This window comes from Nonomuraea aridisoli, assembly GCF_003236395.1.
GTDB lineage: Bacteria > Actinomycetota > Actinomycetes > Streptosporangiales > Streptosporangiaceae > Nonomuraea > Nonomuraea aridisoli.
The window spans coordinates 1-16,346 of sequence record NZ_POUD01000218.1 but is presented as its reverse complement, the minus strand read 5'-3'; the positions used below and the strand labels follow the sequence as shown (position 1 = coordinate 16,346).

Genomic DNA, 16,346 nt, shown 5'->3' with positions numbered 1-16,346 from the left:
GTGGAATGGGGACCGTTGGTGGGTCAGGATTCGGGGCCGGCCACCTGGTCGGCTACTCGGCCGATGCGGGCCAGGCGGGCCAGGGCGGGGCGGGAGAGGACCTCGCCGATGTCGTGGAGGGCGATGATCAACTCTTCTACGCCGTCCAGTGGCATGTCGGGTTCGCGGTTCAGCAGGATGCCGCGGTAGTCCTCTGGGGAGACGGCGCCGGCGGGTAGTTCGATGCGGTCGTCATCGGCGCGGAACAGGACCGGGATCGAGGTGTCGAGGGCCAGGGCGAGGGCTGTCAGCTCCGCGGCGGTGAACGAACGCTGGCCGCGTTCGGCCTGGTGGACGGCCTGGCGGCTCCACGGCTTGTCGAGGTAGCGGCCGAGTGCCTCGCCCAGCTCGGTCAGCGACATCCGGCGCTCCGCGCGCAGGCGCGCGATCTGCCGACCGACGGCTTCTTCCACTCTCATCCGACCACTCCCGTCATTCCAGGCAATGACACCGAAAGCGTACTATTGACATACCGCCGACGTTGGCCCTACTGTAATGCTCCAGAATTCCCCGTCAACGTAGCCGATGACATGGTGAGGCATGCGATGCAAGGGATCGTCCTGGAAGTAATCGGGCCCGTCGGCAACTGCGCCGTGCTCAAGGTGGGCGGCGAGGTCGACGTCTACACCGCACCCAAGTTGCGTGAACAGATCGTCGACCTCGCGGGCAAAGGCGTCGTCCACCTCGTCGCCGATCTGGGCGAGGTGGAGTTCCTCGACTCGACGGGGCTGGGGGTGCTCGTCGGCGGGCTCAAGCGGCTGCGCGCGGTCGAGGGGTCGCTCCAGTTCGTCATGACCACGGACCGGGTCATGCGGATCTTCAAGATCACCGGCCTGACGGCCGTGTTCCCGATCCACGCGTCGGTCGCCGATGCGATCGCGACCGACCCGCACTGGGCGCGGGCGGTGGAGCGTGACGCGGGCGGCGTCGAGGAATGGTGCCGCCGCCACACCCTGGCCTGACCCACGAGGTTTCCATGCGAGGCTGCTCACCGCTCACCATCAGGCGCAGAACGCCCGTTCCAGAAGGGTGAGCTCGTAGGCAAGGTGCGAAGGGCGCGGACGTTGCGGCCTCCGCAGCGAAGGGGTGGTCTGGGGTCAGGGACGGGTGGCACGAGGATTTATGCCGTCGCCACATCCTGGTTTGAGACAGGCCACTACGTGGTGCCGGTCGGTCTCTAGGGCGACACGTCGATCTCTCAGGTGACACGTCGGCCTGAGAGACCATCGGAGGCCGAGGGGGCTGTCGCGGAGGAGAGGTGGAATGCGCGGCGAAGCTGCTCACTGTCCGCGATCAGCCACGGGATACCTCGCTCGGGAGATGCGACTCCTCGCCTATCAGAACAGGCGTGGACGGGCCGGCGAAGCTGCTCACCGATCGTGATCACGTGCGGAGTGCTCGCTCCACGAGGGTGGGCTCCAGACAGGCGTGGGAACGGTTCGGCGTTGCGGTTGTCGCTGGTGAACCGGTGCCTGGTCAGGGATGGGAGGCGTTGGTGAGGAGGGTGAGTTCTTCGTTGGTGAGGGTCAGGGTGGCGGCGGTGAGGAGAGGGTGGAGTTGGTGCGGGTTGCGGGCGCCGGCGAGCGGGGCGGTGATCGTGGGCTGGGCGGCGAGCCAGGCCAGTGCCACCGCGGCCGGTGCGACCTGCCGTTCCTGGGCGATCCGGTCCAGGGCCTGCAGGGTCCGGGGTCCGTGGTCGGTGTGGAGGTATTCGGCGGCGATGCTCGCCCGGGGGCTGTCCACGGTCACCCCCGGACGGTACTTTCCGGTCAGGAAGCCGCGGGCCAGGCCGAAGTACGGTGTGCTGCCCAGTCCTTCACGGGCCACCACGTCGCGCAGCTCGCCCTCGTAGGCGCGGCTCACCAGGTTGTACTCCTGCTGCACCGCGACGTAACGCGCCAGGCCGTGCTCGTCGGAGACCTTGAGCGCCTCGGCGAGCCGCGCGGCATCGTAGTTGGACGCGCCGATGTAGCGGATCTTGCCCTCGCGGACCAGGGCGTCGAACGCGGCCAGGGAGTCCTCCAGCGGCGTGTCCCGGTCGTCCGTGTGCGCCCAGTAGAGGTCGATGTGGTCGGTACGCAGCCGCCGCAGGGAGTTCTCCACCGACGTGCGGATGGTGGCCGGGGCCAGCCCCTCCATGCCCTTGAGCTTGCCGACCTTGGTCGCGATCACGACGGAGTCGCGCTTGCGCCGGGAGGCCAGCCACTCGCCGATGATGAGCTCGGAGGTGGACTCGCCGGTGGCCCAGGCCGGGTAGGAGTCGGCCGTGTCGATGAGGTTGCCGCCGCCCGCCACGTAGGCGTCGAGAACGGCGAACGACGTCTCCTTGTCGGCCGTCCAGCCGAAGACGTTCGTCCCGAGCGCCACCGGGAAGACGGTGAGGTCGGTGTCGCCCAGTGATCTCATGGTCCCATTATCGGCTCGCCCGAGATGGGGCCGGTCCGACGTCACGTGACACGGTTCACCAGCGAGTCGCACAGGGCGCGCAGCTCGGCGGCGTCCGGGACGCACGCGTCGATGACGTCCAGCGCGCGGCGCAGGTGCAGGTCCGCCGCGGCCCGGGCGGCGGATCGGCCGCCCGCGGCCTCCACCAGTTCGGCGGCGTGCCGGGCGGAGTGCTCGTCGCCGACCCCCGCGCGCAGGATGCCGGACAGTTCGCGGGCGGCGGGACCGCCCGCTTCGAGGGCCGCGAGCACCGGCAGGGTCTTCTTGTCGCGCATCAGGTCGCTGTAGACGGGTTTGCCGGTGACGTGCGGGTCGCCCCAGATGCCGAGCATGTCGTCCACGATCTGGAACGCCACCCCGAGGTCCCGGCCGGCGGACCACATGCGGTCGCCGAGCTCGGGAGCGCCGCCCAGGGCCACGCCCGTCGCCGCGGACGCGCCCAGCAGCGCGCCCGTCTTGCCCGCGGCCATCTCGGTGTACTCCTCCACGGTCACGCGTCCGGCGCCGTGCCAGGGACGGCTCTCGAAGGCCATGTCGGCCATCTGCCCCTCGACCAGCCCGACCAGGGCCTGCGCCAGGTAGGGCGCCGCCTCGGGATGACCGGCGAGGCGGTTGACGGCCAGCGCGAGCAGGCCGTCCCCGGCGAGCAGCGCGGGCCCCACGCCGTACGCCTTCCACAAAGCCTCGCGGTGCCTGCGCCGCTCGTCGTTGTCGATGATGTCGTCGTGCACCAGCGAGAACGCGTGCACCAGCTCCACCGCGACCGCCCCGGGCAGCGCGGACTCCGCCGGGGCCCCGACGGCCTCGGCGCTGAGCATGGCGATGGTGGGCCGCAGGCTCTTGCCGCCCTCCCCGCCTGCGGGCCGTCCGTCGACGTCGGACCAGCCCATCGCGAACGCGGCCATCCTGGCGCCCCACGGGTGGAGTGCGGAGACAGCCTCGCGGAGAGCCGGCTCCAGGAGGCGGCGGCAGCGCTCGACGGCGCCTCCGTCTAAGGGATGGCTGAGATTCACGTGGTGCTCCTACCCGAGTACGATCTTGAATCTACATGCACGAGCATGTGATACTCCACCCAATGCTTGACATTTGTCAGTAAATGTCCGTGCTTGCAAGACCGGCAACGTCGGCGATGGAGGAACAACCGTGGCGATCGACGCCGCACCCACTCGAACCTTGCCCTTCCTCCGCAAACTCACACGACACGCCCGCATCCCGGTCAACGCGTTCGAAGAGGCGGGGATCGAGGCCAACGGCGAGCTGGTGCGGCTCACGATGGGACCGTTCCGGCCGTATCTGGTGACCCACCCCGACCACGTGCAGCACGTGCTGGCCCGCAACCAGCCGAATTACGTTCGCGAGGGCATGTTCTGGGACCCGCTCGCGCCGCTGCTCGGCGAGGGCATCCTGTCCGACGGCGAGAGCTGGGCGGAGAGCCGGCGGATCTTACAGCCGCTGTTCACCGCCAAGTACGTGAACTCGCTGGCCGAGCGCATGGCCGAGATCATCAACGAGCTCATCGACGAGACGATCGTCCCCGGGCGGCCGTTCAACGTGGCCAAGGGGATCTCCGCGATCGTCCACCCGACGATCGTGCGGCTGTTCTTCGGCGCGAAGATCTCGGTGGCCGACATCAACCGGCTGGTGCCCGCCTACGACGTGGCCGTCACCGCCAAGGCCATCCGCCTCGTGATGCCGTTCGTGCCCGAGCCGTTCCCCATGCCGGGGGACCAGGCGTTCAAGCGGGCCATCAAGACCATCGACGAGGTGGTCTACCCCCGCATCCGGCAGGCGAGGGCGGAGGACCAGGAGGGCGACGACGTCGTCTCCCGGCTGGTCAAGGCGCGCCAGGACATCGCGGGTGAGGAGGGCGACCGGCGCATCAGGGACGACCTGGTGGCCATGCACGGCGCCTCGACGGAGACCTCGGCGACCGCGCTGACCTGGGCCTGGCCGGTGCTCCAGGCCTATCCCGAGGTCGCGGCGAAGGTGTACGAGGAGATCGAGCGGGTCGTCGGCGACGAGCCGCTCAGCACCCGTCACCTGCCCGACCTGGTCTACCTCAGGATGTTCGTCAACGAGCTGCTGCGGCTCTACCCGCCGGGCTGGATCCTGCCCCGCAAGGCGGTCGAGACCGACGTCGTGGGCGGGGTCACGATCGAGGCCGGCTCGACCGTGCTGCTCAGCCCCTACCTGACGCACCGGCTGCCGAGGTTCTGGGACCGGCCGCTGGAGTTCGACCCCGAGCGGTTCGCGCCCGGCGGTGAGGGCAAGCGGCACCGGTACGCGTACTGGCCGTTCGGCGCGGGACCGCACGTCTGCCTCGGGCAGCACCTGTTCATGATGGAGGCGCCGCTGCTGATCGGCGGCATCCTGCGGAAGTACCGGCCGGTCGTGCACCACGACGGCCAGGTCACGCCGCGTCTGGCCTCGTCGCTGCGTCCCCCGGCGGACCTCACGATGACCCTCGACCCGGCATGAGCGGACCTTTCGCGACCGGCAGGACGTGCGCCCTCGCCGTGGCCGGCGGCCGGGACCTGGCGCGCGTCGCGGCCCGCTACGACGGGTTGTTCCCGGAGAAGTCGTTCGACGCCGGGCTCTACGGTTCGCTGGCGATGGCGGGCGCGTTCGGCTCGCCGTGGTCCACGCCGGAGGAGCTGCGGGTGATCAACCGCGCCTCGCTGCTGGTGTTCGCGGTGGACCGGCTGATCGACGAGGAGGCGGACTCCCGGGAGCAGGTGGCCGCCGTGATCGGCGAGTGCCTGGACGGCGAGCCCGGATCGTCGCCGCTCGCGGCCTACACCGCCGACCTGCGGGCCGAACTGGCCGCCCCGCCGGCGCTGGAGGCGGCCTGGCGGGACCAGCTGGAACGCCTGCTGCGCGCCATGGCCCGCGAATGGGAGTGGAGCCGGGCCGAGCGCGGGCCGGCGATCGAGGAGTACCTGGCCAACGCCGACAGCTGCGGCGCGCTGTTCATCGGCGTCTCGCACTGGATCCGCACCGGCGTGGTGGCCTCCCCCGACGAGCTGCGCCGCCTGCGTCCCGCGGGCGACGCGGTGCAGCGCTACCTGCGGCTGCTCAACGACGTCGCCACCCGGCACAGGGAGGCCGGATCCGGCGACGTCAACGTCTTCACACTGGGATGGGAACTGGACGAGGTGAACGACCGCATGGCGGGGCTGGCCCAGGAGGCCGCCGGGCTGATCGAGCCGTTACGGCAGGAGCATCCTCGGGCCGCCGAGTACCTGACCTGGCAGATCCACTACAGCGCCGGCTTCTACGGCCTGTCCGACTTCTGGGCCGCGTCGTGAACGATCTCTTCAAGCAGGCGAACGGCCTCGTCGCCGAGCTCATGGCCAAGCCCTGGGGCCAGGTGTCCCCCTCGGTCTACGAGACCGGCCGGATCGTCACGCTGGCGCCCTGGCTGGTGGGCCAGCGGGAGCGGGTGGCGTACCTGCTGGACGCGCAGCGCGGCGACGGCGGCTGGGGCGCGCCCGACGGCTACGGCCTGGTGCCCACGCTGAGCGCCACCGAGGCGCTGCTCACCGCGGCCGAGCGCGGCGACGGCGATCCCGCCGTCCTGATGCCGGCCGCGCGGGCCGGGCTGGACGCCCTGCGCGAGGTGTTACGGGACCCGCCCGAGCTGCCGGACACGCCGGCGATCGAGCTGATCGTGCCGCACCTGGTCGCCCTCATCAACGAACGCGGCGGCGCCGACCCGCTGCCGCTGCCGCCGGGCATGGACACCACGCGGCTCACCAAGGTCAGGCGCCTGCTGGAGTCGGGCGGCAAGCCGCCGCAGAAGGTGCTGCACGTGCTGGAGGTGGCGGGCGACGCCGGCCGGTCCGGCGCGGTCGGCCCCACCCCGATCGGCACGGTCGGCGCGTCCCCCGCGGCCACGGCCGCCTGGCTGGAGGGCCCGGCGCCGCACGACTCGGCCGCCAGCGCCCGGCGGCATCTGGAGGCGGTGGCCACCCGCTACGGCGGCCCGGTGCCCGTCGGGCTGCCGATCACCGTCTTCGAGCGCGGCTGGGTGCTGAGCTGGCTGGTCAGGGCGGGCGTGCCGGTGGAGGTGCCGGCGGAGATGGCCGCCGACCTGCGGGCCGCGATCGGCCCGGACGGCACCCCGGCGGGCGCCGGGCTGCCCGCCGACGCCGACACCACGAGCGTCGCGCTGTACGCGCTGTCGCTGCTCGGGATGCCGTGCGAGCCGTCGTCGCTGCTGACGTTCGACTCCGGGGAGCACTTCTCCACCTGGCAGGGCGAGGACGGCTCCTCGGTCAGTGTGAACGCTCATGTGCTGGACGCCATCGGCGAGTACGTACGGGCCCGGCCCGCGGCGGCGGCGACGTACGAACCGGTGATGACGCGGGTGGCCCGCTGGCTGGCCGCGCGGCAGCAGTCCGACGGGAGCTGGAACGACCGCTGGCACGCCTCGCCGTACTACGCGACGCTGAGCTGCGCGCTGGCGCTCGGCGAGTTCGGCGGCCCGCAGTACGCGGGCGCGGTGCTGGCGGCCCGGGAGTGGGTGCTGGCCACGCAGCGGCCCGACGGCTCGTGGGGCCGGTGGACCGGGATGGCGGAGGAGACGGCGTACGCGCTGCAGACCCTGCTGCTCGGCGGGCCGGAGCCGGACGAACGGGCCGTACGGGCGGCGGCCGGCGGATACCACTTCCTCACCCGTTCGGGCGATTTTTCAGATTATGAACCTTTGTGGCATGACAAGGACCTTTACAGTCCGACAGCAATTGTGCGAGCCGCCGTCCTGTCCGCACTCCACGTGACGCGCCCCCACATCCAGGGGAATTAACAGCGAAAACTAGGACATAGCTGTCTAACTGTGGTCTTTCGTGTTGAGAGAGTAATGTGGCGTTGCTAGGGTGACCCGAGTGTCAGATTCCTGGGATGCCCATTACTTTCTCTTGACATGGCACGCTGACCGCGCTGTTTTCTCTGTGGGTGGGCTCGATGCGCTTCCGTAACGCCAGTGTCCGGGCGAAGATCACGGCACTCATCGTCTCCCTCACCTGCCTCTGGGCGTTCGCCGCCTGGGTCACCCTGCGCGAGGGCGCCAACCTGCTGTGGGCCGCGACGGTCAACGGCAGCGTGATCGACCCGAGCGAGCCGCTGCTGGTCGAGCTGCAGCGCGAGCGCCGCCTGACCCTTGCCCGCCTGGGCGCGGGAGCCTCCGAGGAGGACCGGGCGCTGCGCGACCAGCGAGCCAAGACCGACGGGTTGCGCGCCACGTTCGAGGAGTCCGCCTCCGGCACGGTGGCCGAGTTCGCCATGGACGACGTGCTGCTGCAGCGTGTGTCGGAGGTCAAGGCGCAGCTCACCCAGCTCGCCGCGACGCGGAAGGCGATCGACGCGGGCAGGGCGGACCTCTCACAGGCCGCCGCCCGCTACAACGGCCTGATCGACGCGTTCTACCGCATGTACGACTCCGTCGCCGAGTTCGACGACAAGGAGGTCGCCAAGGACGGCCGGACGCTGAACGACATCCACCGCTCGCGGGAGATGTTCGCCCGCGAGGACGCGCTGCTCGCCGGTGTCTTCGCCAAGGGCGGCTTCACGCCCGCCGAGCACGCCGAGTTCGTCAAGGCCGCGGGCGTCTTCGACTACACGCTGAACGAGCAGCTGCCGAAGCTGCCGGCCGAGGACCGCGCCGACTTCGACGGCTGGCTCAAGAGCGCGCCCGTGACCCGGGTGCAGGCCATGGAGACGCAGCTCATCCGGCACGACCCGGCGACCGATCAGCTGCCGGTGTCCGGTGAGGAGTGGCGCAGGTCGGCCGAGCCCATGCTCAGCACCATGCAGACGGTGACGCTGGCCGGTGGTGACCGGCTGCTGGAGCGCATCACGCCCGTCGCCGTCGGCGTCATCGTCCGGCTGATCCTCGCCGGCGGTCTGGGCCTGTTCGCCGTCGTCGCCTCGATCGTGCTGTCGATCACCACGAGCCGCCAGCTGCTCGCCCAGCTCAGGAAGCTGCGCGACGCGGCCCACGAGCTGTCCGACCGGCGGCTGCCCAGCGTGGTCGAGCGCATCGGTCACGGCGAGGAGGTCGACGTCGCCAAGGAGGCCCCCGCGCTGGACTTCGGTGACGACGAGATCGGCCAGGTGGGCCAGGCGTTCAACACCGTGCAGCGCACCGCGATCAGCGTCGCGGCCGAGCAGGCGGAGCTGCGCCGCAGCATCCGCGACATCCTGCTCAGCCTGGCGCGCCGGACGCAGGGCCTGGTGCACCGGCAGCTCACCGTCCTGGACGTGATGGAGCGCCGCGAGACCGACCCCGAGGAGCTGAAGGAGCTCTTCCGGCTCGACCACCTGGCCATCCGCATGCGCCGCAACGCGGAGAACCTGATCGTCCTGTCCGGCTCCGCCCCCGCCCGTACGTGGCGCCGCTCGGTCCCCATGGTGGACGTGGTCCGCGGCGCGCTGGCCGAGGTCGAGGACTACACCCGCGTGACGCTGATGCCGATGGGCGACGTGGTGCTCGTCGGCCGCGCCGTCGGCGACGTCATCCACCTGCTGGCCGAGCTGATCGAGAACGCCGTGTCGTTCTCGCCTCCGTACACGAACGTGCAGGTCAGCGGCCAGCTCGTGGCCAACGGCTACGTGATCGAGATCGAGGACCGTGGTCTCGGCATGAAGCCGGAGGACCTGCAGGCGGCCAACGCGCGCATCGCCGACCCGCCCGAGTTCCGCATCACCGGCACCGCGCGTCTCGGCCTCTACGTCGTCAGCCAGCTGGCCAGGCGCCACGACATCCAGGTGGTGCTGAAGGCCTCGCCGTACGGCGGCACGACCGTCGTGGTGCTGCTGCCGCAGGAGCTCGTGCAGCTCGACCCGTCGCCCGAGCCGCAGGACGACGACGGCAGGGAGCGGCTGCCGCGCCGCCAGCCGGGAGCGGCGGCCGGTGCGGCGGCCGCCACGGCCACCCGCCAGGTGCCGTCCGGCAACGTGCGCACGCTGCGGCAGGTGCGCCCCGGACCCCTTCCCGCGGACATGCCCGGCGCGTCCGCACCCGTGACCGACCCCGTGCGTCAGGAGGCCGAGACCACGACCGCCCCTCCCCCAGCCCCGTCCGAGACGCCGGCCGACCCGGAGCAGCAGCCTGTGGCCGAGTTCACCCCTTCGGGGCTCCCGCTGCGGGTGCCCCAGGCCAACCTGGCGCCAGCCCTGCGTGACGAGAACCCCACGCAGCCCGACATCGAGGAGGACGATGACGAGCGCTCTCCGGAGGAGATCCGCGCGATGATGGGATCCCTCCAGTCAGGCACCCGTCTCGGCCGGTCGCGTGCGGCCGAGATGATGGACGACCAGCCGGGAGGTGAGGCATGACGCCTCCTGCCGGCACCGACCTCAACTGGTTGCTCGACGACCTCGTCGAACGCGTCAAGGACGCCGACCACGCCATCGTGCTGTCGTCCGACGGCCTGCTGATGGCCTCCTCGGCCGGTCTGCACCGCACCGACGGCGAGCACCTGTCCGCCGTCGCGTCCGGGTTGCAGAGCCTGGCCAAGGGCGTCTCCGACCAGATCTCCGGCGGATCCGTCCGCCAGACGGTCGTGGAGTGGAAGCATCAGTTCCTCATCGTGACCACGGCCGGCGAGCGGGCCTGCCTGGCCGTGCTGTGCCCGCAGAACGCCGACATCGGGCTGGTCGCGTACGAGATGGCGATGCTGGTGGCGCGGGTGGGCCAGTACCTCACCTCCGGCGCCCGCAGCGCCGCCGCGGAGGCCGCCTCCAGGAGCGACCGGTGAGAGGCGACGAGCCCACGGAGGAGAACTGGGTCGATCCGGAGATCATCCGGCCCTACGTCGTGACCCGCGGCCGCACCCAGCCCGCGCACGGCCGCTTCGACCTGATCTCCATGGCCCTGGCGGTCGGCCCGCCGCCGGGGCCGGACGCCGGGCTGGACCCCGAGCATCTGCGGATCCTCCAGCTCTGCCGCGAACCCAAGTCCGTGGCCGAGATCGCCGCGTACCTCGACCTGCCGGCCGGCACGGTCCGGGTGCTGCTCGGCGACCTGTTCGACCGCGAACTCGTCTCTGCCCAGGAACCACGATCCGAGGTGGACATGCACGACATCAAGATGTACAGGGCGGTGCTCGATGGCCTTCGCTCGCTCTGAGCGCCCGCGCCTGCCGACGGCGATCAAGATTCTCATCGCCGGCGGGTTCGGCGCGGGCAAGACGACGATGGTCGGCGCGGTCTCCGAGACCCGGCCTCTGCGCACCGAGGAGGTGCTGACGGACCGGAGCATCGGCGTGGACGACATCTCGTCGGTGGAGGCCAAACGCACCACCACCGTGGCGATGGACTTCGGCCGGATCACCCTGGGCAACGACTACGTCCTGTACCTGTTCGGCACGCCCGGGCAGGAACGTTTCTGGTTCGTGTGGGACGAGCTGGCCGAGGGCTCGCTGGGTGCGGTCATCCTGGCCGACACCCGGCGGCTGGCCGACTGCTTCCCGTCGGTCGACTACTTCGAGCGGCGCGGCACGCCGTTCGTGGTGGCGGTCAACTGCTTCGACGGCTCGCCGACGTTCCAGCTGGACGAGGTGCGCCTGGCGCTGCAGCTCGACCCGTCGATCCCGATCGTCATGTGCGACGCGCGCAAGCGCGACTCCAGCCGGGAGGTGCTGATCACCCTGGTCAAGCACTCCGCCCGGCTGCGCGCCGAGCCCGTCGGCAGCTGAGCCGGCTCCGTGGCCCCTCCTCGTCGTGAGGAGGGGCTACGGCCGGGACAGCGTGGCCTTGATGCTGGAGAGGCGGCCGAGCTGGTCGAACTCGAGCAGCGCCTCGAACCCCGGCCCGGACAGCCGCGCCTGGTCGCGGGCGAAGTCGGCGCCCAGCCCGCGCCGGGTCGCGTAGCTGTGCAGGGCGCGCCGGCGGTCGTGCAGCGCCAGGCCGGTGAGGCCCTGCTGGACGACGCTCATGACGCGGGTCGGCTCGGGCGCCGGCAGCCGGAAGTCGGGGTGCTCCACCAGGAACGCCGCGCGGGTGCCGCCACCCGCGTCCCCCTGGTACGACGTCCACATCCCGGTCACCGCCTTGGCCGCCTCCGTGATCAGCCCGGCCGCGAGGTGCGGCTGCGTCGGGGAGCCGGGCAGCGCGGCGAACGGCACCTCCGGCGAGACGAGCTCCGGGATGCCGTGCTGGTGACCGAAGTCGCGCAGCCCCGTGGCGGCGGCGACCACCGCGTCGGGGAAGCCTGAGGGGTTCGCCCACGCCCACAGCCAGGTGCCGGGGCCGGGGGCGGCGCTGCCGAGCAGGTGGAAGCCGGTGCACGTGATCGTGTGGTCACCGGTGAACCCGAAGAGCGGCTGCTGCAGGTCCGCGTGCCAGCTGTGGTCACCGAGGACCTCCTGCAGGTGCAGCTGGTGCTCCAGGGAGAAGAGCGCCGCGTCGTCCAGGAGGTTCCCGAAGGTGAGCGAGTTGTGCATCCCCGAAGATTACGGCCTAACTGATCTCATCACCTGATTTTTCGATGATTGTCGGACTATCCGGGTCTCGTCAGCGGGACGCGGGCGAGGACGTGTTCGCAGGCCAGGAGGAGGACGCCGGCGCTCCAGGCGTGCGACAACGTCAGGTACATGCCCTTGGGCTGGAAGCAGTCCGTCTGGTAGTAGCGTTCGGTGATCATGCCGCGGTAGGCGTTGAGGTCGCCGTCGGCCGCCGGGAGGAGCTGGCGGAAGCAGGCGAGCGTCTCGTGGGCCCGCTCGGCGTAGTACGGGTCGCCGAGCGCCTGCGACAGCTCGATCAGCTCGGCGGTGCACACCAGCCCGTACGCGTGCAGGTGCTGGTTGGACGGCGAGGCCTGGTCGGCGCCGCGGGTGGCGAAGCCGTACACGCCGAGGGGGGTGCGGGGCCCGAAGCGCACGTTGTAGGTGTAGCGGAAGGTGAGCGTCCAGTCGGCGGCGCGGCGCGCCAGGTCGAGCCAGCGCTCCTCGCCGGTCCGGCGGTGCAGCGCCATGTACGCCATCACGGCCGCGTACCCGTCCTCCGAGGTCGGCGCCAGGTCGACGTCCTCGGGGGCGCCGTAGAGGAACTCGTCGTGCACGAACGAGGCGTAGTACTCCCCCGCGCGCTCGGCGGCCCGAAGGCAGACCGGGTCGCCCTGCTCGGCGAGGGCGGCCACCCAGGTGAGGCCGGAGGCGCCCGACCACGACAGCACCTCGCCGGTGGCGGCGTGGTGGAGGGTGCCGAGGTTGCCGTCGGGGCGCTGGCGGGCGAGCATCGCGCCGATGTTGGAGCGGGCCGCCGCCTCCCAGGCGGGCTTCGGCCGGTGCCTCAGGGCGCGCAGCAGGAACAGGGTCGCCTCGCCGAGGGTGCGCGCGTGCAGGGCGTCCTTGACGTGGCTCCAGCTCTGCGACCAGCCCGACGTGCGGTACCAGGTGCCCCAGAACGTGCCCGACGGCGACAGGTTGCCGCAGATGAAGTCGATCACCCGTTCGGCGGCGGCGACGTGCTCGGGCCGGTCGGCGCGCAGCCCGTGCTCCAGCAGGGCGGCCGCCCACGGGATGCCGCTGACCCAGCCGACGTGCATGGCCTGCCGGTCCACCCGTTCGCCGTCCGCGCCGCTCACCTCCCGGTCGAAGCCGACCGTCTCCAGCAGCACGCCGGGGTCGGGGTCGTAGTGCCAGCGGTACAGGCCCTCGGCGGCGATGTCGGCCGCCGCCGCCACGTCCTGCCACGGCTCGACCGGCGCCGCGGGCAGGCGCAGGTCGCGGTCCTCACGCAGGACCGGCGCGTACGCGTGCCGGTCGGCCGGCAGCGGGCAGGTGGCGAGCGTCAGGACGTGCGACTCGCCCGGCTGCCACACGTGCGCGGCCTCCCCCGGCGGCAGCGCGAGCGCCGACCCGTAGTAGGTCACCGGGTACTCCCGGTACGGGAAGAGCAGCGCGATCGTCGCCCGTCCCGCGTCGTGCTCGAAGGCCAGGCCGGTCGTGCCGAGGGGCGACTCCTCGTCCGCGATCAGGCCGGCGCCGCCGTGGTCGCCCCAGACGAGGACGGCGGGCGTGGCGGCCCGGTCGGCGCGGAAGCCCCAGCGGCCGGAGACCATGTCCTGCGGCCGGTCGGCGCCCGTCTCGAACCGGGGGAAGACCCGGGCGCAGTCCGCGGGCCGGTTCTCGCCGTAGAACAGGCCCGGGATCAGCCACCACGGGTCGGCGGCGGGCACCGACCTGCTGACGCGCACGGTCCCGGCGGACGGCCGGGCGCCGTCGTGGCGCACCCGCAGCCGCAGCTCGCGCCGGCCGGTGGCCAGCCGCTCGCCCCACTCCCACTCCACGCTGTACGGCCCGTCGCCCAGCACCTCGACGACCAGCTCGCCGTCGTCGGGGTCGGTGACGACGACCCGCGTGCTCACCAGGCCTCCACCGTGAACGCGCCCTTGCGGACGGTCAGCTCCACCAGGTCCGTCTCCACAGCGGCCAGCGGGTCGGCGAGCGGGATCCGGAACGTACGGATCTGGCAGGGCCCGAAGTCGGCCGTGAGCCGGACGCCGGCCAGCGGGACGTCCAGCGTCGCCTGGGCGGCCCGCCCGGTGGTCTCCACGGCGCGGACCACGAGGTCGCCCGGCGCGTCCTCGTGCAGCTTGACCGCGGTGACCATGACCTGGCCGCCGCCGTCGTCGAGGTAGCCGCGCGACGGGGGCAGCTGCCCGTCGTGGAAGCTCTCCAGCATCGCGCGCACCGGGGAGCCGAGCAGTGCCGCCCGCCGGGTGAGCGCGGCGGCCCGCCAGTCGCCGGCGTGCGGCACCAGCAGGTACGTGAACCGCTGCGTGCCCTGGTCCTGGTAGGAGTAGTAGCCGTCGGGGTCGAGCAGGCGCGGGTCGTGCCAGGAGTAGACCGGGCTGCGCACGGCCGTGACGCCGATGCTGTGCGAGCGGCCCGGGCTCGGCGGGGAGACGTCGTAGCCGTGCTTGGCGTTGTTCACCACGGCCAGGCCGGCGGGCCTGCCGCCGACGACGCCCGACAGGTCCACCCACGACTGCGCCGGCTCCTCGGCCCCGTCGATCGGCCGCGTCAGATGCCCGAACGGGATCTCGTACGTGGCCACCGGGCTCTGCACGGCGACAGGGAAGCGCAGCTTCATCAGGTGGGCCTGCTCGCGCCAGTCGAGCGTGACCCGTACCTCCACCGCGTCGTCGTCGCCCGCGCCGAGGATGAACTCCTCGGCCATCGTCGAGCGGCCCCACGCGCGCTCGACGCGGACGTGGGCGCGCAGCGGCCCCTGCTCGCGCACGACGACGCCGGTCGTGGTCATCGCCTCGCCGGGCCAGTCGTAGGACACCACGCGGTGACCCCACGTGTCGGTGGGGTCCTCGCAGATCTGGGTGTGCTCACCGGCCGCGCCGGCCACCAGGTCGACTCCGGTGCGCCTGTCGAGCAGGCTCGACAGCCAGCCGGTGACCGGGTCGATCTCCAGGCGCAGCACGTCGTTCTCGAGGTGGTACGGCGAGACCGACAGCGTGCCGGGCGCGTACGCGGCGGGGCCCTGGCGCAGCCGGTAGAGGCGATAGCCCAGCGGGGGCAGGTCGGCCTGGAAGACGGTGGCGCCGCGCCCCTTGTCGTCGGTGGTGGCGACCGACTGGGTGCGCTGGCACGGCACGTCGGCGCCGTCGGCGTCCACCACGTGCACGCCGTTCGGGGCCAGGCCGTACTGCATCTCGACCCGGGTGGAGACCGGCCACGGGTGGGGGTTGAAGACGATCACCGGCTGGGTGCCGTCCTCCTGCGGGACGCGGACGTCGCGGGCGATCACGTTGTGCGCCCTGGTGATGATCCGCTTGGAGATGGCCACCGCCTCGCCGAGCTGGTCGCGGGCGTCGTCGTAGGCGGGCTCGATGGCCGAGCCGGGCAGCACGTCGTGGAACTGGTTGAACAACACCTGCTTCCAGGCGCGCTCCAGGTCGGCGCGGGCGTCGTGGCCGGCGATCGCGGCCCAGCGCTCGGCCGACAACACCGCCGCCTGCGCCCGGCGCTGCCACACCTTGATGCCCGAGTGGGCGGAGTAGCAGCCGGCCGCGTGGTGCTGCAGGTCGTCGCGCCAGACCGCGAGCTCGGCCAGGCCCTGCTCGCCGAGCCGCTTGGTGATCTCGTCGAAGTAGCGCCGGGGCGAGGACATCGTCAGCTCGCCGAACGTGCCCATCTGGTCGTAGCGGTGGATCGAGTCGATGTTGGCCTTGGTGGGGCCGCCGCCGTGGTTGCCGACGCCGTAGAAGACCATCAGGTCGCCGAGGGAGCGGTCGAGCTGGCCGAGCGCCTTCTCGGTCTGCCCGGCGACCTCGCCGGGCGGGCTGCAGTACTCGAACGGGATCCGGTACGCCAGCACGCGGCTGCCGTCGGGCGCCTCCCACCAGAACAGCGTGCCGGGCAGCTCGCTCTCGTGCGGTCCCGGGCGCAGGAAGCAGTAGGAGTCCATGCCCTGGCCGCGCAGGATCGCCGGCAGCATGGCGTTGTGGCCGAACGGGTCGACGTTCATGCCGACCGTCGCGGTGACGCCGAACCTTTCCTTCAGGTAGCGCTGGCCGTACAGGCCCTGGCGGGCGAACGACTCCCCCGAGGGCATGTTGCAGTCGGGCTCCACCCACCAGCCGCCGACCATGACCCAGCGGCCCTCGGCGACCTTCTCCCTGATCCGGGCGAACAGCTCGGGGTCGGACTCCTCCACCCACGACAGCAGGACGACCTGGTCGCAGGTGAAGACGAAGTCGGGGTACTCGTCCATGCGGTGGATCGCGGACCAGAACGTGGCCCGCGCCTCCTGGTAGCCCTCCTGCCACGGCCACAACCACACCGGGTCGAGGTGGGCGTTGCCGATCATGTGGAGGGTGCGGTCGGGGGTGGCCACCGGGC

13 protein-coding genes and 1 pseudogene are annotated in these 16,346 nt (G+C 71.7%); 8 read left to right on the top strand and 6 right to left on the bottom strand.

Annotated elements, in window-relative coordinates; all coding sequences use genetic code 11:
- Positions 1 to 23 precede the first annotated feature (23 nt).
- Complete coding sequence (locus tag C1J01_RS35615) at positions 24 to 458, bottom strand: helix-turn-helix domain-containing protein (RefSeq protein ID WP_111183368.1); 435 nt, start codon at positions 456 to 458, stop codon at positions 24 to 26.
- A 126-nt stretch (positions 459 to 584) separates the two neighbouring features.
- Between C1J01_RS35615 and C1J01_RS35610 the strand changes: the two are divergent.
- A pseudogene (locus tag C1J01_RS35610) lies at positions 585 to 917 on the top strand (STAS domain-containing protein); the annotation flags it as partial.
- 598 nt (positions 918 to 1,515) lie between these two features.
- Here the strand turns inward: C1J01_RS35610 and C1J01_RS35605 are convergent.
- Positions 1,516 to 2,445 (bottom strand): aldo/keto reductase, encoded by a 930-nt coding sequence (locus tag C1J01_RS35605; RefSeq protein WP_111183366.1) that lies wholly within the window; start codon positions 2,443 to 2,445, stop codon positions 1,516 to 1,518.
- 41 nt (positions 2,446 to 2,486) lie between these two features.
- Positions 2,487 to 3,497 (bottom strand): polyprenyl synthetase family protein, encoded by a 1,011-nt coding sequence (locus tag C1J01_RS35600; protein WP_235854882.1) that lies wholly within the window; start codon positions 3,495 to 3,497, stop codon positions 2,487 to 2,489.
- A 130-nt stretch (positions 3,498 to 3,627) separates the two neighbouring features.
- Here C1J01_RS35600 and C1J01_RS35595 point away from each other — a divergent pair, with 130 nt between their 5' ends.
- The 7 genes from C1J01_RS35595 (at position 3,628) to C1J01_RS35565 (ending at position 11,183) form a co-directional block, all read left to right on the top strand.
- Entirely contained in the window at positions 3,628 to 4,962 is a 1,335-nt protein-coding gene (locus C1J01_RS35595; RefSeq protein ID WP_146615840.1) for a cytochrome P450, read from the top strand.
- On the top strand, positions 4,959 to 5,792 hold the full coding sequence (locus C1J01_RS35590) for a terpene synthase family protein (protein WP_111183363.1): 834 nt from the start codon (positions 4,959 to 4,961) through the stop codon (positions 5,790 to 5,792). Before C1J01_RS35595 ends, C1J01_RS35590 begins: the two co-directional genes overlap by 4 nt.
- Positions 5,789 to 7,291, top strand: a complete 1,503-nt coding sequence (locus tag C1J01_RS35585; protein ID WP_235854881.1) for a prenyltransferase/squalene oxidase repeat-containing protein — start codon at positions 5,789 to 5,791, stop codon at positions 7,289 to 7,291. Before C1J01_RS35590 ends, C1J01_RS35585 begins: the two co-directional genes overlap by 4 nt.
- A gap of 158 nt (positions 7,292 to 7,449) precedes the next feature.
- Entirely contained in the window at positions 7,450 to 9,822 is a 2,373-nt protein-coding gene (locus C1J01_RS35580) for a sensor histidine kinase (RefSeq protein WP_111183370.1), read from the top strand.
- A complete protein-coding gene (locus tag C1J01_RS35575; protein WP_111183362.1) occupies positions 9,819 to 10,244 on the top strand; it encodes a roadblock/LC7 domain-containing protein in 426 nt (141 codons plus the stop codon). Before C1J01_RS35580 ends, C1J01_RS35575 begins: the two co-directional genes overlap by 4 nt.
- Complete coding sequence (locus C1J01_RS35570) at positions 10,241 to 10,615, top strand: DUF742 domain-containing protein (protein WP_111183361.1); 375 nt, start codon at positions 10,241 to 10,243, stop codon at positions 10,613 to 10,615. The genes C1J01_RS35575 and C1J01_RS35570 overlap by 4 nt, the downstream gene beginning before the upstream one ends.
- Complete coding sequence (locus C1J01_RS35565) at positions 10,596 to 11,183, top strand: GTP-binding protein (RefSeq protein WP_111183360.1); 588 nt, start codon at positions 10,596 to 10,598, stop codon at positions 11,181 to 11,183. The genes C1J01_RS35570 and C1J01_RS35565 overlap by 20 nt, the downstream gene beginning before the upstream one ends.
- Positions 11,184 to 11,219: 36 nt before the next feature.
- Here C1J01_RS35565 and C1J01_RS35560 read toward each other — a convergent pair whose 3' ends face one another.
- From C1J01_RS35560 to C1J01_RS35550, 3 genes are all read right to left on the bottom strand, one after another.
- Positions 11,220 to 11,930, bottom strand: a complete 711-nt coding sequence (locus C1J01_RS35560; RefSeq protein WP_111183359.1) for a DUF6882 domain-containing protein — start codon at positions 11,928 to 11,930, stop codon at positions 11,220 to 11,222.
- Between the two features lie 56 nt (positions 11,931 to 11,986).
- Complete coding sequence (locus C1J01_RS35555) at positions 11,987 to 13,855, bottom strand: hypothetical protein (protein WP_111183358.1); 1,869 nt, start codon at positions 13,853 to 13,855, stop codon at positions 11,987 to 11,989.
- A partial coding sequence (locus tag C1J01_RS35550) for an alpha-mannosidase (protein WP_220040261.1) occupies positions 13,852 to 16,346 on the bottom strand: 2,495 nt, incomplete at its 5' end. The genes C1J01_RS35555 and C1J01_RS35550, both read right to left, overlap by 4 nt.